Origin of the sequence: Kitasatospora mediocidica KCTC 9733, from assembly GCF_000744225.1 — a bacterium.
GTDB lineage: Bacteria > Actinomycetota > Actinomycetes > Streptomycetales > Streptomycetaceae > Kitasatospora > Kitasatospora mediocidica.
Window position 1 is genome coordinate 243,140 of sequence record NZ_JQLN01000007.1, and the last position, 17,420, is coordinate 260,559.

Consider the following 17,420-nt stretch of genomic DNA (forward strand, 5'->3'; position numbering starts at 1 on the left):
GATCCGTCAAGACCGCAGACCTTGCGGCCGTGCGGTGTCGGCGGCGCAGGATTTACCGGCTCTTGCCCTGGGGCAGCCATCGCGGCAGAAGTTCTCACTTCGGCAAAAGGTCAAGCTCTCAACAGTCGCTGTCCAGAAACAGCCGTCACTTCGCCTACATTCGATCACTTGTGTCAACTCCCGCAACACCCCTGATAGGAATGAACCCGAACGATCGATCGAACGCACACCGTGCCGGCCCGTCCAACTCGGCTGCCCACGGGCGGTTCTGACGATCGCACGCGCATCGGGGGGACACCGATTCCACATCAGGGGGGCACAGCCATGTCCGAACAGAGCACCAGTACCGATCTCACCCGCCGCCGGATGCTCCAGGGCGCCGTGGTGGCGCTGACCGCCGCCACCGGAACCGTCGTCCTGGGCCTGACCGGCCCGGGCGCGGGCTCCACCGCCGCCGCCGGCCTGGAGGGCGACGACAGCTTCGACGAGGTCTTCCAGCAGCGCCGCATCCAGGGCATGCCGATGGCCGCCGGGACCGCGATGCCGAGCGGCCACCAGCACGGCGCCATGGGCTACCAGGTGCTGATCGACGGCCGGGAACTGCACATGATGCGCAACGCCGACGGCACGTGGATCAGCGTGCTCGACCACTACCGGACCTTCAGCACGCCGCGCGCGCTGGCCCGTTCGGCCGTCATCGCGCTGCACGGCGCCCAGCTCGTCCCGATCTCCGTCTGACCGCCCCGGCACGTCCAGGCCCGCACCCGACCCATTCACCCGGAGGACCCATGGCAGTGCGCAAGAACCAGGCGACCCTGACGGCCCAGGAGAAGCGCGGCTTCGTCAACGCCGTGCTCGAACTCAAGCGCCAGGGCGGTTACGACACCTTCGTCAGCACGCACAACTCCTTCATCATGAGCGACACCGACGACGGCGAGCGGACCGGCCACCGGTCGCCGTCCTTCCTCCCCTGGCACCGCAAGTTCCTGCTCCAGTTCGAGCAGGCGCTTCAGGCCATCGACGCGACCGTGGCCCTGCCCTACTGGGACTGGACGGCCGACCGCACCACCGACGCCTCGATCTGGGGCGCGGACTTCCTGGGCGGCGACGGGCGCAGCAGCGACGGCCAGGTGACGACCGGTCCGTTCGCCTTCAGCGGCGGCAAGTGGCCGGTGACGGTCAGCCCGGACAGCCGCAACTACCTGCTGCGCTCGCTCGGCGCCGGCACCGCCGACCTGCCCACCAAGGCGGACGTGGACGGCGTGCTTGCCCTGTCCGACTACGACACCCCGCCGTGGAACAGCTCCTCCGACGGGTTCCGCAACAACCTGGAGGGCTGGCGGGGCGTCAACCTGCACAACCGGGTGCACGTCTGGATCGGCGGGAACATGAGCACCGGCATGTCCCCCAACGACCCGGTCTTCTGGCTGCACCACTGCTTCATCGACCGCCTGTGGGCCGGCTGGCAGGCCCGCCACCCCGACCAGGGCTACCTCCCGGCCGACCGCACCCAGGACGTGGTGTCCCTCAACGACACCATGAAGCCCTGGAACGACACCGCTCCGGCCGCGCTGCTCGACCACACCCGCTTCTACACCTACGACAGCGCCTACTGATCCGTCACGCTCCTGCCACTCCACCGGGGTCGGTGCCGCCATGGGCGGCGCCGACCCCTTCGGCGATTGGCCGAAACCGGTCCCCCGGTCCGGCGCGAACCCCTCCCGTCCGGTCGCCTCCGGGCCGACCGGCCGGGCCGGGCGGGCAGGGCCGTCGCCGGACCGAACATGTCGGTGTCCGGTCAACCGCCACCGCCTCCGGCCTGCCGAGTCAAGCCGACGCCAATGGATCTCCCAGCCCGCACCAAGGGCCCACCCACTCTCCCCGACGGATCGTCAATCCCGCGTTTTCACAGAGAATTCTTATTGGCCAACCCTTGACGCACATCTGTCGTCCACGGGCTGTTTCCTGTCACGATTCCCCCGGCTGGAGCTGAGCGGGTCCCCACCCCCCGGCACAGTCGCACCGGAACCGCCGACCCGGGCACGCCCTTCGGCCGTTCCGTTTCCCGTACCACCCCCTTGCACGACTCTTTGCCTGTTGTGTACGTCGGCGGGCCCCGGTGACCCGGGCTGCCCGGCCGAGCTCCGCGCGCCACCCCCACCATCGTTCCGCGCGCTGCGCCGCAACCCCGCGGCCGGCATCTCCGCACCGGCCCGCGACCCCGCGCGGCCGGTCGGCTAAGGAGTGCGAATTGCCTCGCCACATTCATGCCCGGACAGCCCTGGCCGCGATAGCCGCGACCACCGCCCTGCTCGCCACGGCCGTCCCGGTCAGCGCCGCCCAGGCCGCCGCCCCGGCGGCCTCCGGCAGCCCGCAGGCCGCCACCGCCCGCGCCCAACTGCTCGCCGACGCCACCCGGCAGAGCGTCGCACTCGCCCAGGCCATCGGTCTCAGCAGCCAGGAGCAGCTGGTCACCAAGGACGCCGTGGTCGACCCCAACGGGACCAGGCACCTGCGCTACACCCGCACCTACGCCGGACTCCCGGTGCTCGGCGGTGACCTGATCATCCATCAGAGCGCCACCGGTGCGACCGAGGGCGTCGACCGCGCCAGCACCGCCAGCCTCGCGGGCCTGAGCACCACCGCGGCCGTCGCGGCTCCCGGGGCGCAGGCCGCCGCGCTGGCCGCGGCCGCCGGCACCACCCTCGCCGCCGCGCCCCAACTGGTCGTCTGGGCCGAGACCAACACCCCGAAGCTGGCCTGGCAGACGATGGTCGACGGCAAGCAGCCGGACGGCACGCCGAGCCGCCTCCAGGTGATCACCGACGCCACGACCGGTGCGGTGCTGAGCAAGACCGAGACCGTCGAAACCGGCACCGGTACCGGCGTCTTCGTCGGCCAGGTCAACCTGACCACCGCCCAGTCCGGCAGCACCTACAGCCTGAAGGACGCCACCCGCGGCGGCCAGTACACCACCGACATGGCCAACGGCACGTCCGGCAACGGCACGCTGTTCACCAAGTCCACCGACGTGTGGGGCAACGGCCAGGCGAGCAACCGCGAATCCGCCGCCGTGGACGCCCAGTTCGGCGCGGCGGCGACCTGGGACTACTACAAGAACACCTTCAACCGCAGCGGTATCCGCAACGACGGTGTGGGCGCCTACAGCCGGGTGCACTACGACAGCAACTACACCAACGCGTTCTGGGACGACAGCTGCTTCTGCATGACCTACGGCGACGGTGCGAGCAACACCCACCCGCTCACCGAGATCGACGTCTCCGGCCACGAGATGAGCCACGGCGTCACCGCCGCCACCGCCGCGCTCAACTACTCCGGGGAGTCGGGCGGCCTGAACGAGGCAACCTCCGACATCATGGGCACCGGCGTCGAGTGGTACGCCAACCTGGCGAGCAACCCGCCCAACTACTGGCTGGGTGAGCTGATCAACCTCAACGGCGACGGAACGCCGCTGCGGTACATGGACAAGCCCTCCAAGGACGGCAGTTCGGCGGACTCCTGGTCCTCCAGCGTCGGCAACCTGGACGTGCACTACTCCTCGGGCGTCGCCAACCACTTCTTCTACCTGCTCTCCGAGGGCAGCACGCCCAAGACCATCAACGGGTTCAGCTACAACAGCCCGACGCTCAACAACATCGCGGTCACCGGCATCGGCCGCGACAAGGCGCTGCACATCTGGTACCAGGCGCTCACCGCGCACATGACCTCGACCACCGACTACGCCGGCGCGCGCACCGCCACCCTCGCGGCGGCCACCGACCTGTACGGCGCCAACAGCGCCGAGTACAACCAGGTCGCCACCGCCTGGGCCGCCGTCAACGTCGGCTCGCTGCCCACCGGCGGCGTGAGTGTCAGCAACCCGGGCAACCAGAGCACCGCGGTCGGCACCGCGGTGAGCCTGCAGATCAGCGCGAGCGGCGGCACCGGCGCGCTGACCTACTCGGCCACCGGCCTGCCGGCCGGCCTGTCGATCAGCTCCACGACCGGCAAGATCACCGGCACCCCGACCACCGCGGGCACCTCCAACGTCGCGGTCACCGTGAAGGACAGCGCCGGGGCGACCGGCTCGACCGCCTTCACCTGGACGGTGGGCGGCGGTGGCGGCGGCACCTGCGCCAGCCCGTCCCAGCTGCTCGGCAACGCGGGCTTCGAGACCGGCAGCGCCGCGCCGTGGACCGCCAGCTCCGGCGTCGTCGACAACAGCGCTTCGCAGGCCGCGCACACCGGCTCGTGGAAGGCCTGGCTCGACGGCTACGGCAGCACCCACACCGACACCCTCTCGCAGGCGGTGACCATCCCGGCCGGCTGCAAGGCGACGCTGAGCTTCTGGCTGCACGTCGACACCGCCGAGACCGGCACCACCGCGTACGACAAGCTGGGCGTCACGGCCAACGGCACCACGCTGGCGACCTACTCCAACGTGAACGCCGCCACCGGCTACGTCCAGAAGTCCTTCGACCTCTCGTCCTACGCGGGCCAGACGGTCACCCTGAAGTTCACCGGCACCGAGGACTCCTCGCTCCAGACCAGCTTCGTGATCGACGACACCGCGATCACCACGAGCTGACGCACCGTCACCATCCGTGGGGGATGAAAGCTCCGGCCCGACAGCGTCCGCGCTGCCGGGCCGGAGCCGTGCGTGGGCCGGCCGGGGCCCAGCTCGTACGACGAAACGGAATCGTCATTCCCGTCCGGTACTCTCTCGCGTGGCGGAATGACCATTCCGCTTTTTCGAGTGAAGCGGATGAGGGAGTCCCATGGCGTCCGAGAGCCGACGCACGCACCATCAGGTCACCTTCGCGGTCCTCGCAGCGGGTGTCGCCGCCTACGCGCTGCTGCAGTCGCTGGTCACGCCCGTGCTCGCGACGATCCAGGTGGACCTGCACACCACCCAGTCCACCGTGACCTGGGTCCTGACGGCCTACCTGCTGTCGGCGTCGATATTCACGCCGATCATGGGCCGGATCGGCGACATCGTCGGCAAGGAGCGGGTCTTCGTCGCCACCCTGGCCGCCCTGGCGCTGGGCTCGCTGCTGGCGGCGCTGGCCACCGACATGACGGTGATGATCACCGCCCGGGTGGTCCAGGGCATCGGCGGCGGCGTGCTGCCGCTGGCGTTCGGGATCGTCCGCGACGAGTTCCCGCGCGAGAAGGTGTCCGGGGCGGTCGGCGCGATCGCCTCGCTGAGTGCGGTCGGCGCGGGCCTGGGCATCGTGCTGGCCGGTCCGATCGTCAACGCGCTGGACTACCACTGGCTGTTCTGGCTGCCGATGATCCTCACCATCGCCGCCGCCGTCGCCGCGCACTTCTTCGTCCCCGAGTCGCCGGTGCGCACCCCCGGACGGATCAGCTGGCTGCCCGCCGTCCTGCTCTCCGCCTGGCTGGTGGCCCTGCTGCTCGCGCTCAGCCAGGCCCCCACCTGGGGCTGGGGCTCGGGCAAGGTGATCGGACTGTTCGTGGCCGCGGTCGTGCTGGCGGCCGGCTGGGTCCTGGTCGAGCAGCGCTCGCAGACGCCGCTGATCGACATGACGATGATGCGGCGGCCGGCGGTGTGGACCAACAACCTGGTGGCGCTGCTGATCGGCGTCGGGATGTACGCGGTCTTCGCGTTCCTGCCGGAGTTCGTCCAGACCCCGAGCGCCGCGGGCTACGGCTTCGGCGCCGACATCACCCAGTCCGGACTGATCCTGCTGCCGTCGACTGTCACGATGTTCCTGGCCGGCATGGGCGCCGGCGCTCTGGCCCGCCGGATCGGCGCCAAGACCGTGGTGCTGCTGGGCTGCCTGGTCGGCATCGTCTCGATGTCGGTGTTCGCCTTCGCGCACGACCACAAGTGGGAGTTGTTCCTCGGGACCGCGATCATGGGCGTGGGCTTCGGCCTGGCCTTCGCGGCGATGTCGAGCCTCATCGTCGGCGCCGTGCCGCCGGCCCAGACCGGCGTGGCCAGCGGCATGAACGCCAACATCCGCACCATCGGCGGCTCGATCGGCGCCGCGCTGATGGCCAGCATCGTCACCGCCCACCCCGGCCCCGGCGGCCTGCCCCGGGCGGCCGGCTACACCCACGGCTTCGCCATGCTGGCCGGCGCGCTCGCGGTGGCCGCGCTGGCCGCGACCCTGATCCCGGTCGCCGCCCGCCGCACCGCCACCCCCGCGGCCGGCTCCCCCGGCGACGCCGTCACCGACGCCCGGCCCGTCCACGAGAGCGCCTGACCCCGAGGGGCGGGTCGGGGCCTGACGTCGCACTAGACTGCACTCCAGGCAGGCCCCGACCACCCCGGACCAGGAGCGACGATGGCTGTACGGGACGCGGACGCCCGGCCGATGCGGCGCGACGCCGCGCGCAACCACCAGCTGGTGCTGGACGCCGCCCGTGAGGTCGTCTCCGAGTTCGGCACCGACGCGAGCGTGGAGCTGATCGCCTCCCGCGCCGGGGTGGGCGTCGGCACGGTCTACCGTCGCTTCCCCAACAAGGAGGCGCTGCTGGACGAACTCGTCCGGCTGATCCTGGACGAACTCGTCGAGGCCGGCCGCCGGGTGCTGGCCCGGGGGGACGGCTCCGGCCTGGAGGCCTTCCTGCGGGTGCTCGGCCGCTCGTTCATGGACCACCACCGCTACGCCGACCAGCTGATCGGCCGCACCACGGCCGAGTCCGCCGCGCAGCTGTGGGACGTAGTCAGCGAACTCCTGGAGCAGGCAAGGGAGTTCGACCTGGTCGGCGCGGACGTCGAACTCGGCGACGTGATGACGTCGGCCTGGGCCCTGCGCGGCATCGTCCAGACCACCGGCGCGATCGCCCCACACGCCTGGGAACGCCACCTGGACATCCTCCTCGCAGGCCTGCGCGCCCCCGCCGTACGCAGCACCCACCCCGCACTGACCCGCGCCGACCTGACCCGGATCACCGGCGCGGGCCGGCCCGACGGCGCCTAGGATCGGCCGTCATCCCAGGCAGCCCAGCGGTTGCCGGAGCGCTAACCCGGCAGGACCTCCACCGGGATGCCGTTGAGCACCGCGGTGCCGGACAGCGGGTCCATCGGCAGCTCGTCGGTCAGCAGGTTGCTGTTGACGCCGGGCTCGCGCGCGGCCACCGCGGCGCGCGTGCCGGGGCCGTCGTGGCCCCAGCCGTGCGGCAGGCTGACCACTCCGGGGGTGACGGTGTCGGTGATCTCGGCGGTCGCGAGCAGTTCGCCGACCCGGGAGCGCACGGTGACCGGCCCGCCGTCGGTGATGCCGAGCCGCTCGGCGTCGGCCGGGTGGAGCTGGAGCGTGCAGCGGTTGCTGCCACCCGCCAGCAGCGGGACGTTGTGCATCCAGGAGTTGTTGGAGCGCAGCTGGCGGCGGCCCACCAGCAGCAGCCCACCGTCCGGGGCGGCCCTGAGCCCGTCCAGATGCTCGGCCAACCGCTGTGCCTCGGCCAGCAGTTGGGGCGGGGCGAGTTCCACCTTGCCGCTCGGGGTGCGCAGCACGCCGGGCAGCCGGGGGCGCAGCGGGCCGAGGTCCAGGCCGTGCGGGGCGGCCAGCAGGGCGTCCAGGCTGAGGCCCTCCGGCTTGGCGCCGAAGCCGTCGCCGTACGGGCCGCCGCGCAGCAGCAGGTCCAACAGCCGGTCCTGGCGCCGGCGGTGGGCGACGGCGGCGAGCAGCTCGACCGGGTCGGCGCCGTACGCGGGCGAGGAGGGGTCGGCGGCCAGCCGGCGCGCGGTGTCGGCGGCGGTGAGGTCGTCCAGTTCGTCGGCGCTCAGGCCGCCGCCGAGCGCGGTGCAGGCCAGTCGCAGCAGCACGTCGGACTCGTCCAACTCGCCCTCCCCCAGCGGCAGGCTGGGCGGCGAGTACTTGGCGGTGTTGCGGATCGCGAAGCCGGTGAAGACCAGGTCGTAGTGACTGCGGGCCAGCGGCGAGGCGGCCGGCAGCAGCACGTGGGCGTGCCGGGTGGTCTCGTTGAGGTAGGCGTCGATGCTGACCATCGCGTCGAGCGAGGCCAGCGCGGCGCCGAGCCGGGCGCTGTTGGGGGTGGAGAGGACCGGGTTCCCGGCGAAGGTGATCAGACCGCGCAGCCGTCCCGGGCCGGGCGTGTCGATCTCCTCGGCCAGCGTGCCGACCGGGAACTCGCCGAAGACGCTGGCCAGTTGCCGCACCCGGGTGCGGCGCGAGCCGGGCACCCGGACGCCGCGGCCGCGCCCCGGCTCGCCGGTGGTGTTGGGCGAGCCGGTGGCGGGTTCGGGCCACAGCACGCCACCGGGGCGGTCCAGGTTGCCGGTGAGCGTGTTGACGACGTCCACCAGCCAGCTGGCTGCGGTGCCGAACTCCGTGGTGGTGGTGCCGATCCGCCCGTAGACGGCGGCGCTGGGCGCGGCGGCGAGTTCGCGGGCCAGCCGGCGGACCGTGCCGGCCTCGATCCGGGTCGCCGCGGCGACCGCCTCGGCGGTGAACGGCGCCAGCGCGGCGCGCAGTTCGTCCAGACCGGTGACGTGAGGGGCGGCCTGCCAGAGGTCGGCGAGGCCCTCCGCCAGCAGGGTGTGGGCCAGGCCCGCCAGGAGCAGCGCGTCGGTGCCCGGGCGGATCGCCAGGTGCTCGTCGGCGGCCTCGGCGGTCCGGGTGCGGCGCGGGTCGACCACCACCAGCCGTCCGCCGCGCCGGCGCAGCGCGCGCAGCCGGCCCGGCAGGTCGGGGGCGGTGAGCAGACTGCCGTTGGAGACCAGCGGGTTGGCGCCCAGGATCAGCAGGTAGTCGGTGCGGTCGAGGTCCGCGATGGCGATCGACAGCTCCGTCCCGTACATCAGGCCGGAGGCCACCTGCTTGGGCATCTGGTCGACCGTGCTGGCGCTGAACCGGTAGCCGGTGCCGAGCGCCTGGACCAGCACCCGGGTGTAGAGCGAGGCCGCGTGGTTGTGGACGGTCGGGTTGCCGAGGTAGACCGCGACCGAGTCCCGGCCGTGCTCGCGCAGCAGCGGGGCCAGCAGCCGGCCCGCCTCGGCGAAGGCCTCGTCCCAGCCGACCTCCGTCCAGGTCGTGCCGCGCCGGATCAGCGGGGTGCGCAGCCGGTCGGGGTCGGCGTGCAGCTGACCGAGCGCGACGCCCTTGGGGCAGAGGTAGCCGCGACTGAACGGGTCATCACCGTCGCCGCGGACCGAGATCGCGGGCGGTCCGCCGTCGGCCGCCGCGGCGGCCGTGACGGTCAGCCCGCAGGTCGCCTCGCAGAGCGGGCAGGTGCGGTGGGTGACGACGGATGTACTGGTCAGTAGCCCGGTCATGGCAGCGAGGGTAGCGGCCGGGAGGCTGCGGCGACAGAGCGCGGACGAGCTTCGTCAGGCCAGTGGGAAGACGCGCACCAGCAGCTCCTGGAAGGTCAGACGCTCCTCCTCGTCCAGCTGCTCCAGCCCGGTGAGGCCGGACATCAGCTCGGCGCGGATCGCCCGCACGGTCTCCTCGCCCTCCTCGGTCAGCACCACGTTCTTGATCCGCCGGTCGCCGGGGTCGACCTCGCGGCGGGCCAGACCCCGCGCCTCCAGCCGGTCGACGATGCCGGTGACGTTGGAGGCGTCGCAGGCGAGCAGCTCGGCCAGCGTCCGCATCGGCATCGGGCGGCGCAGCAGGCTGAGCATCTTGCCCTGCATGAGGGTCAGCCCGCGCTCGGCGGCCACGGCGGCGAAGGCGCGGTAGTAGCCGGCCGCGGCCTGGGCCAGCTGGTCCATCAGCTGGACGGGCGACGGTGCGGTCGAGGTGGGTGTGGTCGGGGTCATGCCTCCAGTGTAGGCGACTGCTTGACATCTTCAACCATCGAGGACTACCTTCAATTCATTGCTTGAGGACATCAACCATCTACCCCTTCAAGCCTCAGGCCCACCGCCGCACCCGGCAGGGCCCTCCCGGAAGGACCGCAGGACCGTCATGAGCCACGCCCCGACCCACGCAGCGCCGAGATCCAGCACCAAGGAACGCGGCAGCACCCCTCTGATCCTCGCGCTCGGCCTCGCCGCGATGGTCGTGGCCATGGCCCAGACCCAGGTCGTCCCGATCCTCGCCCTGCTCCAGCGCGAGCTGCACACCGGCGCCGCCGGCGTCAGCTGGGTGACCACCGCGGCCCTGCTCTCCGCCGCCGTCTTCACCCCGCTGCTCGGCCGGGTCGGCGACCAGTTCGGCAAGAAGCGCACGCTGGTCGCGGTCCTGGTGGTGATGGTGATCGGCTCGGTGCTCGCCGCCACCACCACCTCGCTGACCCTGCTGATCATCGCCCGGGTGCTCCAGGGCTCCGCGACCGCGATCTTCCCGCTCGCCCTCTCGGTGATCCGCGACGAGGTCCCGCACGAGAAGCTGCACGGGGCGATGGCCCTGGTCAGCGGCACCCTCGCGTTCGGCAGCGGCCTCTCCCTGGTGGCCACCGGCCTGCTCACCCAGGGCAGCAACCCCAACTACCACCTGGTCTTCTGGTTCTCCACCGCGCTGACCCTGCTCGCGCTGGCCGCCGTCGCCGTCCTCGTCCCGCACGGCGGATCGCCCAGCGGCGGGCGGATCGACGTGCTCGGCGCCGCCACCCTCGCGGTCTTCCTCGTCCTGCTGCTGCTCGGCATCTCGCAGGGCCACGAGTGGGGCTGGAGCTCGGGCCGGATCATCGGCTGCCTGGTCGGCGCGGTCGTGATGGCCGCGGTCTGGGTCCTGGTGGAACTGCGCGTCGCCAACCCGCTGGTCGACATGCGGATGTTCGTCCACCGCCAGGTGCTCTTCACCAACCTGGCCGGACTGTTCGTCGGCTTCGCCTCGTTCGCCCAGTTCATCGGCATCTCCTACCTGGTCCAGGTGCCGGAGCGGCTGGCCGGATACGGCTTCACCGCCTCCGTGCTGCGCGCCTCGGTCGAGTACCTGCTGCCCAGCGCGCTCATCTCGCTCGCGGCGGCTCCGCTCGGCGGCAAGTTGGTGCACCGCATCGGCGCCCGCTTCGTGCTGGCGATCGGCGCCCTGATCGGCGTCGCCGGCTTCGCCTGGCTGGCCTGGGGCCACGGCTCCAGCCCCGCGGTGATCATCGCGGGCATGCTCACCGGCATCGCCATCTCGTTCGGCTACGCGGCGATGCCCGCGCTCATCGCGGCCAGCGTCCCGCTGCACCAGACCGGCATCGCCAACGGCATCAACTCCATCTCCCGCTCGGTCGGCAGCTCGATCGCCAGTGCGGTGGTCACCTCGCTGCTCGCCTCGAAGATGGTCAGCTACCCCCGGCTCGGCGTGGCGCTGCCCGCCGAGAGCCAGTTCACACTGAGCTTTGTGATCGCCGCCGGCGCACTGCTGCTCGCCGTGGCCGTCGCCCTGGTGGGGCTGAGCAAGCACCACCGCCCGCTCGGCGCCGCCCTCCCGGTGGCCGCGAGCACGCCCGCCGACGACGCCGTCCCCGCGCAGGTCTGACCGAACCACCCTCCTGGAGCACCTGATGACCACCACCGTCGCCACCACCGTCGCCGAGCTGCGGGCCACCTTCGACTCCGGCCGCACCAAGCCGCTCGCCTGGCGCCTGGCTCAGCTGGCCGCCCTGCGGACCCTGCTCACCGAGCAGGCCGAGGCCTTCCAGCAGGCCCTGCACGCCGACCTGGGCAAGAGCGCGGCCGAGGCCTACCGCACCGAAATCGGCTTCACCCTCAACGAGCTCGACCACACCGTGCGGCACCTGGAGGAGTGGCTGCGCCCGAAGTCCGCCCCCGTCCCGGACAGCTTCCTGCCCGCCGCGGCCCGGGTGGTGCGCGACCCGCTCGGCGTGGTGCTGATCATCGCGCCGTGGAACTACCCGCTGCAGCTGGCCCTAGCGCCGCTGGTGGGCGCGCTGGCGGCCGGCAACACCGCCGTCGTCAAGCCCAGCGAGCTCGCCCCGGCCACCTCGGCCGCGATGGCCGCGCTGCTCCCGCGCTTCCTCGACCCGCAGACCGTCGCGGTCATCGAGGGCGCGATCCCGGAGACCACGGCCCTGCTCGCCGAGCGCTTCGACCACATCTTCTACACCGGCAACGGCACGGTCGGCCGGATCGTGATGGCCGCCGCCGCACAGCACCTCACCCCCGTCACCCTGGAACTCGGCGGCAAGAGCCCGGTGGTCGTCGAGCCGGGCGTGGACCTGGCCGCCACCGCCCAGCGGATCGTCCGCGGCAAGTTCCTCAACGCCGGCCAGACCTGCGTGGCCCCCGACTACGTCCTCGCCATCGGCGAGAGCGCCGCCGCGCTGGAGCCGCACCTGGCCGACGCCGTCCACGCGCTCTACGGCGACGACCCGGCGGCCAGCCCGGTCTACAGCCGGATCGTCAACGAGCGCCACTTCGACCGCCTCACCGCCCTGCTGGACGACGGCCGCACCGTCACCGGCGGCACCCACGACCGCGCGACGCGCTACCTGGCCCCGACCGTACTGGCCGACGTCTCCCCCGACGCCCCGGTGATGAAGGCGGAGATCTTCGGCCCGATCCTGCCGCTCATCGCGGTCCCGGACCTCGACGCCGCCATCGCCTTCGTCAACGACCGCGACAAGCCGCTGGCCCTGTACGCCTTCACCGAGTCCGAGCAGACCAAGGCGCGCCTCACCGAGGAGACCTCCTCGGGCGCCCTCGCCTTCGGCCTGCCCGTCTCCCACCTCGCCATCCCCGACCTCCCGTTCGGCGGCGTCGGCGAGAGCGGGATGGGGCGCTACCACGGCGAGTACTCGATGGACACCTTCAGCCACACGAAGGCGATCCTGGACAAGCCGATCGGCTGAGCACTCCTCCGCACCCGCAGGCCCCACCCGTCACGGGCGGGGCCTGCCGCATGCCGTCACCGACCGGGTTCAGCGCCTCAGGGCCGTCCTGACGCCACGTCAGATACCCTCGGCGCAGCGCCGGCAGGCAGCCGGTCCCGGGCCAGGAAGGGCAGCATCGATGGAGAACCTCGCGTCCCGCACCCCGCAGGAGACCTTCCAGGCCCATGGGGAGGCCCTGCGCTCCGAAAACCTCGACAGCATCCTGGAGAACTTCGCCGAGGACGCGGTCTTCATCACCGCGGCCGGGGTGAGGCACGGCCGGGACGGGGTGCGCGAGGCGTTCGCGCAGCTGTTCGCCGACATTCCCCGCGCCCGGTGGGACATCAGGGTCAAGAACTTCGGTGGCGACCTCCTGTACCTGGAGTGGGCCGCCGACTCGGACACCAACCGGGCCGAGGACGGGGTCGACACCTTCCTCTTCCGGGACGGGCTCATCCAGGCGATGACCGTCAGCTACCGGCTGACGCCGCGCTGAAGGGCCGCGTGCCGGCGCCGGCCGCGCAGGACGGCCAGCGTGAACCCGGCCAGGGCCGTGGCGGTGCCGATGGCCTCCACGACGGCGGCGTGCGTCTTCTCCCGGAACCAGACCGGCTCGTACATGTTGGGCAGCGGGCCCAGTGTCCCGACGTTGACGTAGCGGTAGAGCAGGATCGCGCCGAGGGCACTGGAGATGACCAGCAAGGCGAAGCCCCAGACGAGCCGGGACGTGGGGCGCAGCACGAGCAGCAGGGCGGCCAGCGAGGCGGCGGCGGCCTCGATCCGGAAGAGGTCGCCCTGGCTGATGCTGGCACTGATCGGGTCATAGCGGGCGGCCAGATCGGCGTGCACGTACGCGTCGACGGCGAGTGCCGCCGCGGTGAGCAGCGCGAGCACCCAGAGGGTGGTCCGGCCGGCCGCGGGGGGTGGCTCCACGGGTCTCATTGGCTCCACGGGTCTCATTCTTTACGCGTACCCGGTGGGAGGGCGCCCACTCAGCCGAGGCGGTTGACCAGGGCCGCGAAGACCGGCGGGAGCAGGGCGGCGGCCGGGACGATCCGGCGCGCCGCCTGCGGGTGGGAGCGGATCGCGAGGAGGCTGCCGGTGAGCAGTCGGTGGCGGCGGGAGGCCTGCCGCCAGGCTCGTTCGTATGCGTGCGGACGGTCTGCGGCGACACACCGCACCAGGTGGGCGGCCGTGGCGAGAGCGAGCGAGATGCCCTCGCCGGTGAGTGCGTCGAGGTAGCCGGCGGCGTCGCCGACCAGCAGGACGCGCCCGGCGACCCGCGCGCTGACCGGCCGGCGCAGCGGTCCCGCGCCGCGCACCGGACCGGCCGAGGCCTCCCGCAGCCGGGCGGCGAGTGCGGGGAAGGCCGCCAGCTGCTCGGGGAAGGGCGCGCGGTCGCCGGTGAGGACGGCCACTCCGGTCAGGCCCGGGCCGACCGGGGTGACGTAGGCCTCGGAGCGGGCGGCCCAGTGCACCTCGACGCAGTCCGTCCAGGGCGCCAGCGCGAAGTGGCGGCGCAGGCCGTAGCGGGGCGGGCGCGGATCGGGGCGGTCCAGGGCCAGCGCGCGGCGGATCGGGGAGTGCAGGCCGTCGGCGGCGACCAGGTAGCGGGCGGTGAGGCCGGCGGCGGTGACGCTGTGCCCGTCCTGCCGGACCGGTCCGGCCTTGAGCGGCAGGACGGGCACGCCCAGCTCCGCCGCGCGCCAGGACAGCGCCTGGTGCAACGCGGTGCGCCGCACGCCCAGGCCGGGTCCGGCGCGGAACAGGGCCTCGGCCTGCCGGCGCGCGTCCAGGTAGCGGATGCCGCGCAGCGGGTGTCCCTCGACGGCGACGCCGAGTTCGGCCAGGGCGAGGACCGCGGCGGGCATCAGCGCCTCGCCGCAGGCCTTGTCGATCGGGGCGGGACGCGGTTCGAGCACCACCACCGCCAGCCCGGCCCGGGCGGCGTGGATCGCGGTGGCGAGGCCGGCCGGTCCGCCGCCGACGATCAGCAGGTCGATCACCGGATCACCACCTCACCAGTTCGCCAGTTCATGCGTTCGCCGGTTCATCCGACGGGCTCTGGAGCCGGCGCGACGCAGCGCGTGAGCGCCGCGTTCTCGCAGCGCAGCCGGACCGCCAGCAGCGGCAGGTTGAGCAGCGTGAAGCAGGTCGCGGTGAGCCAGGCCGTGTGGACCAGCGGCAGCGCCACACCCTCGGCCAGGACGGCCAGGTAGTTGGGGTGGCTCAGCAGCCGGTACGGGCCTGCCGTCACCAGCGGCAGCGCGGGCACCACGATGACCCGGGTGTTCCAGCGCGGTCCCAGGGTGGCGATGCACCACCAGCGCAGCGCCTGGGCGGCCAGCGCCAGAGCCAGCATCGGCCACCCCAGCGCGGGCAGGAACGGCCGCCCGGCCCACGCCACTTCGGCCAGGCAGCCCGCCAGCAGGCCGGTGTGCAGCAGGACCATCACCGGGTAGTGGCCGCGGCCGTACTCGACCCCGCCGTTGCGCCTGCTCCAGGCGGCGTTGCGGCGGGCGACGACCAGTTCGGCCAGCCGTTCGACGGCGACCAGGACGATCAGCAGCGCGTAGGCGGTCATCGCGGCCGCCTACCAGCGCAGCAGGACGAGCTCGGAGCAGAAGCCCGGGCCCATCGCCAGCATCAGGCCGGGCGTGCCGGACGGCGGCGGGCGCAGCGCCAGCGTGTCGCGCAGGATGTGCAGCACGGAGGCCGAGGAGAGGTTGCCGACCTGCGCCAGCGAGCGCCGGGTGAGCTCCAGCGCCCCGGCGTCCAGACCGAGCGTCGCCTCCAGCGCGTCCAGCACCTTCGGGCCGCCCGGGTGGCAGACCCAGCCTGCGACGTCCGGCGGCTTCAGGTCGTGCTCGGCCAGGAAGGAGCGCACCTCCTCGCCGACGTGCAGGCGGACCAGCTCGGGCAGTTCGGCGCCGAGCACGATCCGGAAGCCGGTGTCGCCGATGTCCCAGCCGAGCGCGCGCTCGGTGCCGCTGTAGAGACGGCTGCGGGTGGCCGAGACGGTCGGTCCGGCGCCCTCCCGGTGCAGCCGGTGCTCACGGCCGACGGCGACCAGCGCGCCGGCCCCGTCGCCGAACAGCGCGCCGGCCACCAGGTTGGCCGGGCTGGCGTCGCCGCGTTGCACGGTCAGCGAGCAGAGTTCGACGCAGAGCAGCACCGCGACCTGCCCGGGGTGCCCCGCCAGGTAGTCGTGCAGCCGGGCCAGGCCCGCCGCGCCGGCCACGCAGCCCAGGCCGAAGACCGGCACCCGCTTCACGTCGGGGCGCAGACCGACCCGGCCGGCCAGCCGGGCCTCCAGCGACGGCGCGGCGATGCCCGTCACGGAGGTGGTGATCACCAGGTCCACCTCGTGCGGGGCGATCCCGGCCTGGTCCAGCGCGGCCCGCAGCGCCCGTTCGCCCAGCCGCAGGCCCTCCTCGATGAACAGGTCGTTGGCCCGGCCGAAGCCGCCCAGGTCGGCGTAGCGCTCCAGCGGCAGCGCCAGATGGCGGGTGCCGACCGAGGAGGTGCGGTGCAGTCGGTCCAGCACGGCGCGATCGGCGCGCGTCGCGCGATCGGTGCCGTCGGGCAGGCAGACCGCAGCGAGCGCCTCGGCGATCTCGCGCTGCTCGTAGCGGTGGGGTGGCAGCACTCCCTGAACAGCGGCGATTCGCGTCATCGGATCAGCGTAGGCGGAAGTCGGACGAATCGTCAGGAATGAGGACGCAGAAGGCATTTCCGCGCCCTAGGATCATCGGATGCACAGCGTCGAAGCGCAGGTGACGGGCGAAGCAGCGGGCGGAGCGACGGGCGGAGCAGCAGGCGGACGGTCGGCGGCCGGACGGCTCCGCGCCCTGCTGGCGGCCGCGCACCCGGCGCCGTCGTTCGCCGTCACCGCCGTCGCGACCGTCCTGGCCGCGGCGGGCGGTCGGGGCGCGGCCGGCTGCCCGCTGGTCGCGCTGAGTGTGCTCGCCGGGCAGCTCTCGGTCGGCTGGTGCAACGACCGGGTCGACCTGCGGCGGGACCTGGCCGCCGGGCGGGCCGACAAGCCGCTGGTCACCGGCACCGTGCGCCCGCACGCGGTGGCCGTCGCGGCGGGCGGCGCGCTGGCGCTCTGCGTGCCGCTCTCGCTGGCGAACGGACTGCTCGCGGGCGGCGCCCACCTGGTCGGCGTCGGCGCGGCCTGGGCGTACAACCTGGGCGTCAAGCGGACGGTGCTCTCCTGGCTGCCCTACGCCGTCGCCTTCGCCCTGCTGCCCGCCTTCGTCACCCTCGGGCTGCCCGGGCGGCCCTGGCCCGCGGCCTGGGCGATGGCGGCCGGCGCCCTGCTGGGGACGGGCGCACACGCCGCCAACGTGCTGCCGGACATCGCGGACGACCTCGGCACGGGCGTGCGCGGGCTGCCGCAGCGGCTGGGGCCCGGGCGGGCCCGGGTGCTGGCCGCCGGGCCGCTGCTGGCGGCGTCGGCCGTGCTGGTGTTCGGGCCGCCGGGACCGGTCGGCGTCGCGGGCTGGGTGGCGCTGGCGGTCACCGGCGCGCTGACACCGGCCGTCGTGCTGGTCCCGCGCGGACGGCTGCCGTTCCTGGCCACCCTCGCGCTGGCGGGCCTGGACGTCGGGCTCCTGCTCCTGCGCGGCGCCCGGCCGGCCTGAGGG

General features: G+C 73.0%; 15 protein-coding genes. 9 read left to right on the plus strand and 6 right to left on the minus strand.

The window, feature by feature from the left end; all coding sequences use genetic code 11:
* Window positions 1-324: 324 nt before the first annotated feature.
* The 5 genes from melC1 (at window position 325) to BS80_RS42140 (ending at window position 6,953) form a co-directional block, all read left to right on the plus strand.
* On the plus strand, window positions 325-738 hold the full coding sequence (gene melC1 / locus BS80_RS31495) for an apotyrosinase chaperone MelC1 (protein WP_035804627.1): 414 nt from the start codon (window positions 325-327) through the stop codon (window positions 736-738).
* Window positions 739-788: 50 nt separating this feature from the next.
* Window positions 789-1,616 (plus strand): tyrosinase MelC2, encoded by an 828-nt coding sequence (gene melC2, locus BS80_RS31500; RefSeq protein WP_035804629.1) that lies wholly within the window; start codon window positions 789-791, stop codon window positions 1,614-1,616.
* A 635-nt stretch (window positions 1,617-2,251) separates the two neighbouring features.
* On the plus strand, window positions 2,252-4,588 hold the full coding sequence (locus BS80_RS31505) for a M4 family metallopeptidase (RefSeq protein WP_051967467.1): 2,337 nt from the start codon (window positions 2,252-2,254) through the stop codon (window positions 4,586-4,588).
* A 190-nt stretch (window positions 4,589-4,778) separates the two neighbouring features.
* Entirely contained in the window at window positions 4,779-6,233 is a 1,455-nt protein-coding gene (locus BS80_RS31510) for an MFS transporter (RefSeq protein ID WP_083975603.1), read from the plus strand.
* Window positions 6,234-6,314: 81 nt separating this feature from the next.
* Window positions 6,315-6,953, plus strand: coding sequence for a TetR/AcrR family transcriptional regulator (locus BS80_RS42140; protein WP_051967468.1), 639 nt, complete (start codon window positions 6,315-6,317; stop codon window positions 6,951-6,953).
* A 41-nt stretch (window positions 6,954-6,994) separates the two neighbouring features.
* Here the strand turns inward: BS80_RS42140 and BS80_RS31520 are convergent, their stop codons facing one another.
* Complete coding sequence (locus tag BS80_RS31520; protein ID WP_051967469.1) at window positions 6,995-9,271, minus strand: molybdopterin-dependent oxidoreductase; 2,277 nt, start codon at window positions 9,269-9,271, stop codon at window positions 6,995-6,997.
* A gap of 54 nt (window positions 9,272-9,325) precedes the next feature.
* Window positions 9,326-9,760 (minus strand): MarR family winged helix-turn-helix transcriptional regulator, encoded by a 435-nt coding sequence (locus tag BS80_RS31525; RefSeq protein WP_035804633.1) that lies wholly within the window; start codon window positions 9,758-9,760, stop codon window positions 9,326-9,328.
* 148 nt (window positions 9,761-9,908) lie between these two features.
* On the opposite strand from BS80_RS31525, the gene BS80_RS31530 reads away from it, so the two are divergent.
* From BS80_RS31530 to BS80_RS31540, 3 genes are all read left to right on the plus strand, one after another.
* A complete protein-coding gene (locus tag BS80_RS31530) occupies window positions 9,909-11,414 on the plus strand; it encodes an MFS transporter (protein WP_035804634.1) in 1,506 nt (501 codons plus the stop codon).
* Between the two features lie 25 nt (window positions 11,415-11,439).
* Window positions 11,440-12,747 (plus strand): aldehyde dehydrogenase family protein, encoded by a 1,308-nt coding sequence (locus BS80_RS31535; protein ID WP_035804636.1) that lies wholly within the window; start codon window positions 11,440-11,442, stop codon window positions 12,745-12,747.
* Between the two features lie 160 nt (window positions 12,748-12,907).
* Window positions 12,908-13,264, plus strand: a complete 357-nt coding sequence (locus BS80_RS31540) for a nuclear transport factor 2 family protein (protein WP_035804638.1) — start codon at window positions 12,908-12,910, stop codon at window positions 13,262-13,264.
* Here the strand turns inward: BS80_RS31540 and BS80_RS31545 are convergent.
* From BS80_RS31545 to BS80_RS31560, 4 genes are read right to left on the minus strand one after another with little or no spacing between them, the layout of a single operon-like run.
* Window positions 13,243-13,710 (minus strand): hypothetical protein, encoded by a 468-nt coding sequence (locus BS80_RS31545; RefSeq protein WP_063772128.1) that lies wholly within the window; start codon window positions 13,708-13,710, stop codon window positions 13,243-13,245. The two genes, BS80_RS31540 and BS80_RS31545, sit on opposite strands and share 22 nt — an antisense overlap.
* A 50-nt stretch (window positions 13,711-13,760) precedes the next feature.
* Window positions 13,761-14,774, minus strand: coding sequence for an NAD(P)/FAD-dependent oxidoreductase (locus BS80_RS31550; RefSeq protein WP_035804641.1), 1,014 nt, complete (start codon window positions 14,772-14,774; stop codon window positions 13,761-13,763).
* Between the two features lie 44 nt (window positions 14,775-14,818).
* Window positions 14,819-15,352: an isoprenylcysteine carboxyl methyltransferase family protein gene (locus BS80_RS31555; RefSeq protein WP_035804643.1), complete on the minus strand. Its 534-nt coding sequence runs from the start codon at window positions 15,350-15,352 to the stop codon at window positions 14,819-14,821.
* A 9-nt stretch (window positions 15,353-15,361) separates the two neighbouring features.
* Window positions 15,362-16,444, minus strand: coding sequence for a type III polyketide synthase (locus BS80_RS31560; RefSeq protein ID WP_035804645.1), 1,083 nt, complete (start codon window positions 16,442-16,444; stop codon window positions 15,362-15,364).
* A 79-nt stretch (window positions 16,445-16,523) separates the two neighbouring features.
* Between BS80_RS31560 and BS80_RS31565 the strand changes: the two genes are divergently transcribed.
* Window positions 16,524-17,417, plus strand: a complete 894-nt coding sequence (locus tag BS80_RS31565) for a UbiA family prenyltransferase (protein WP_051967471.1) — start codon at window positions 16,524-16,526, stop codon at window positions 17,415-17,417.
* The last annotated feature ends 3 nt before the right edge of the window (window positions 17,418-17,420 follow it).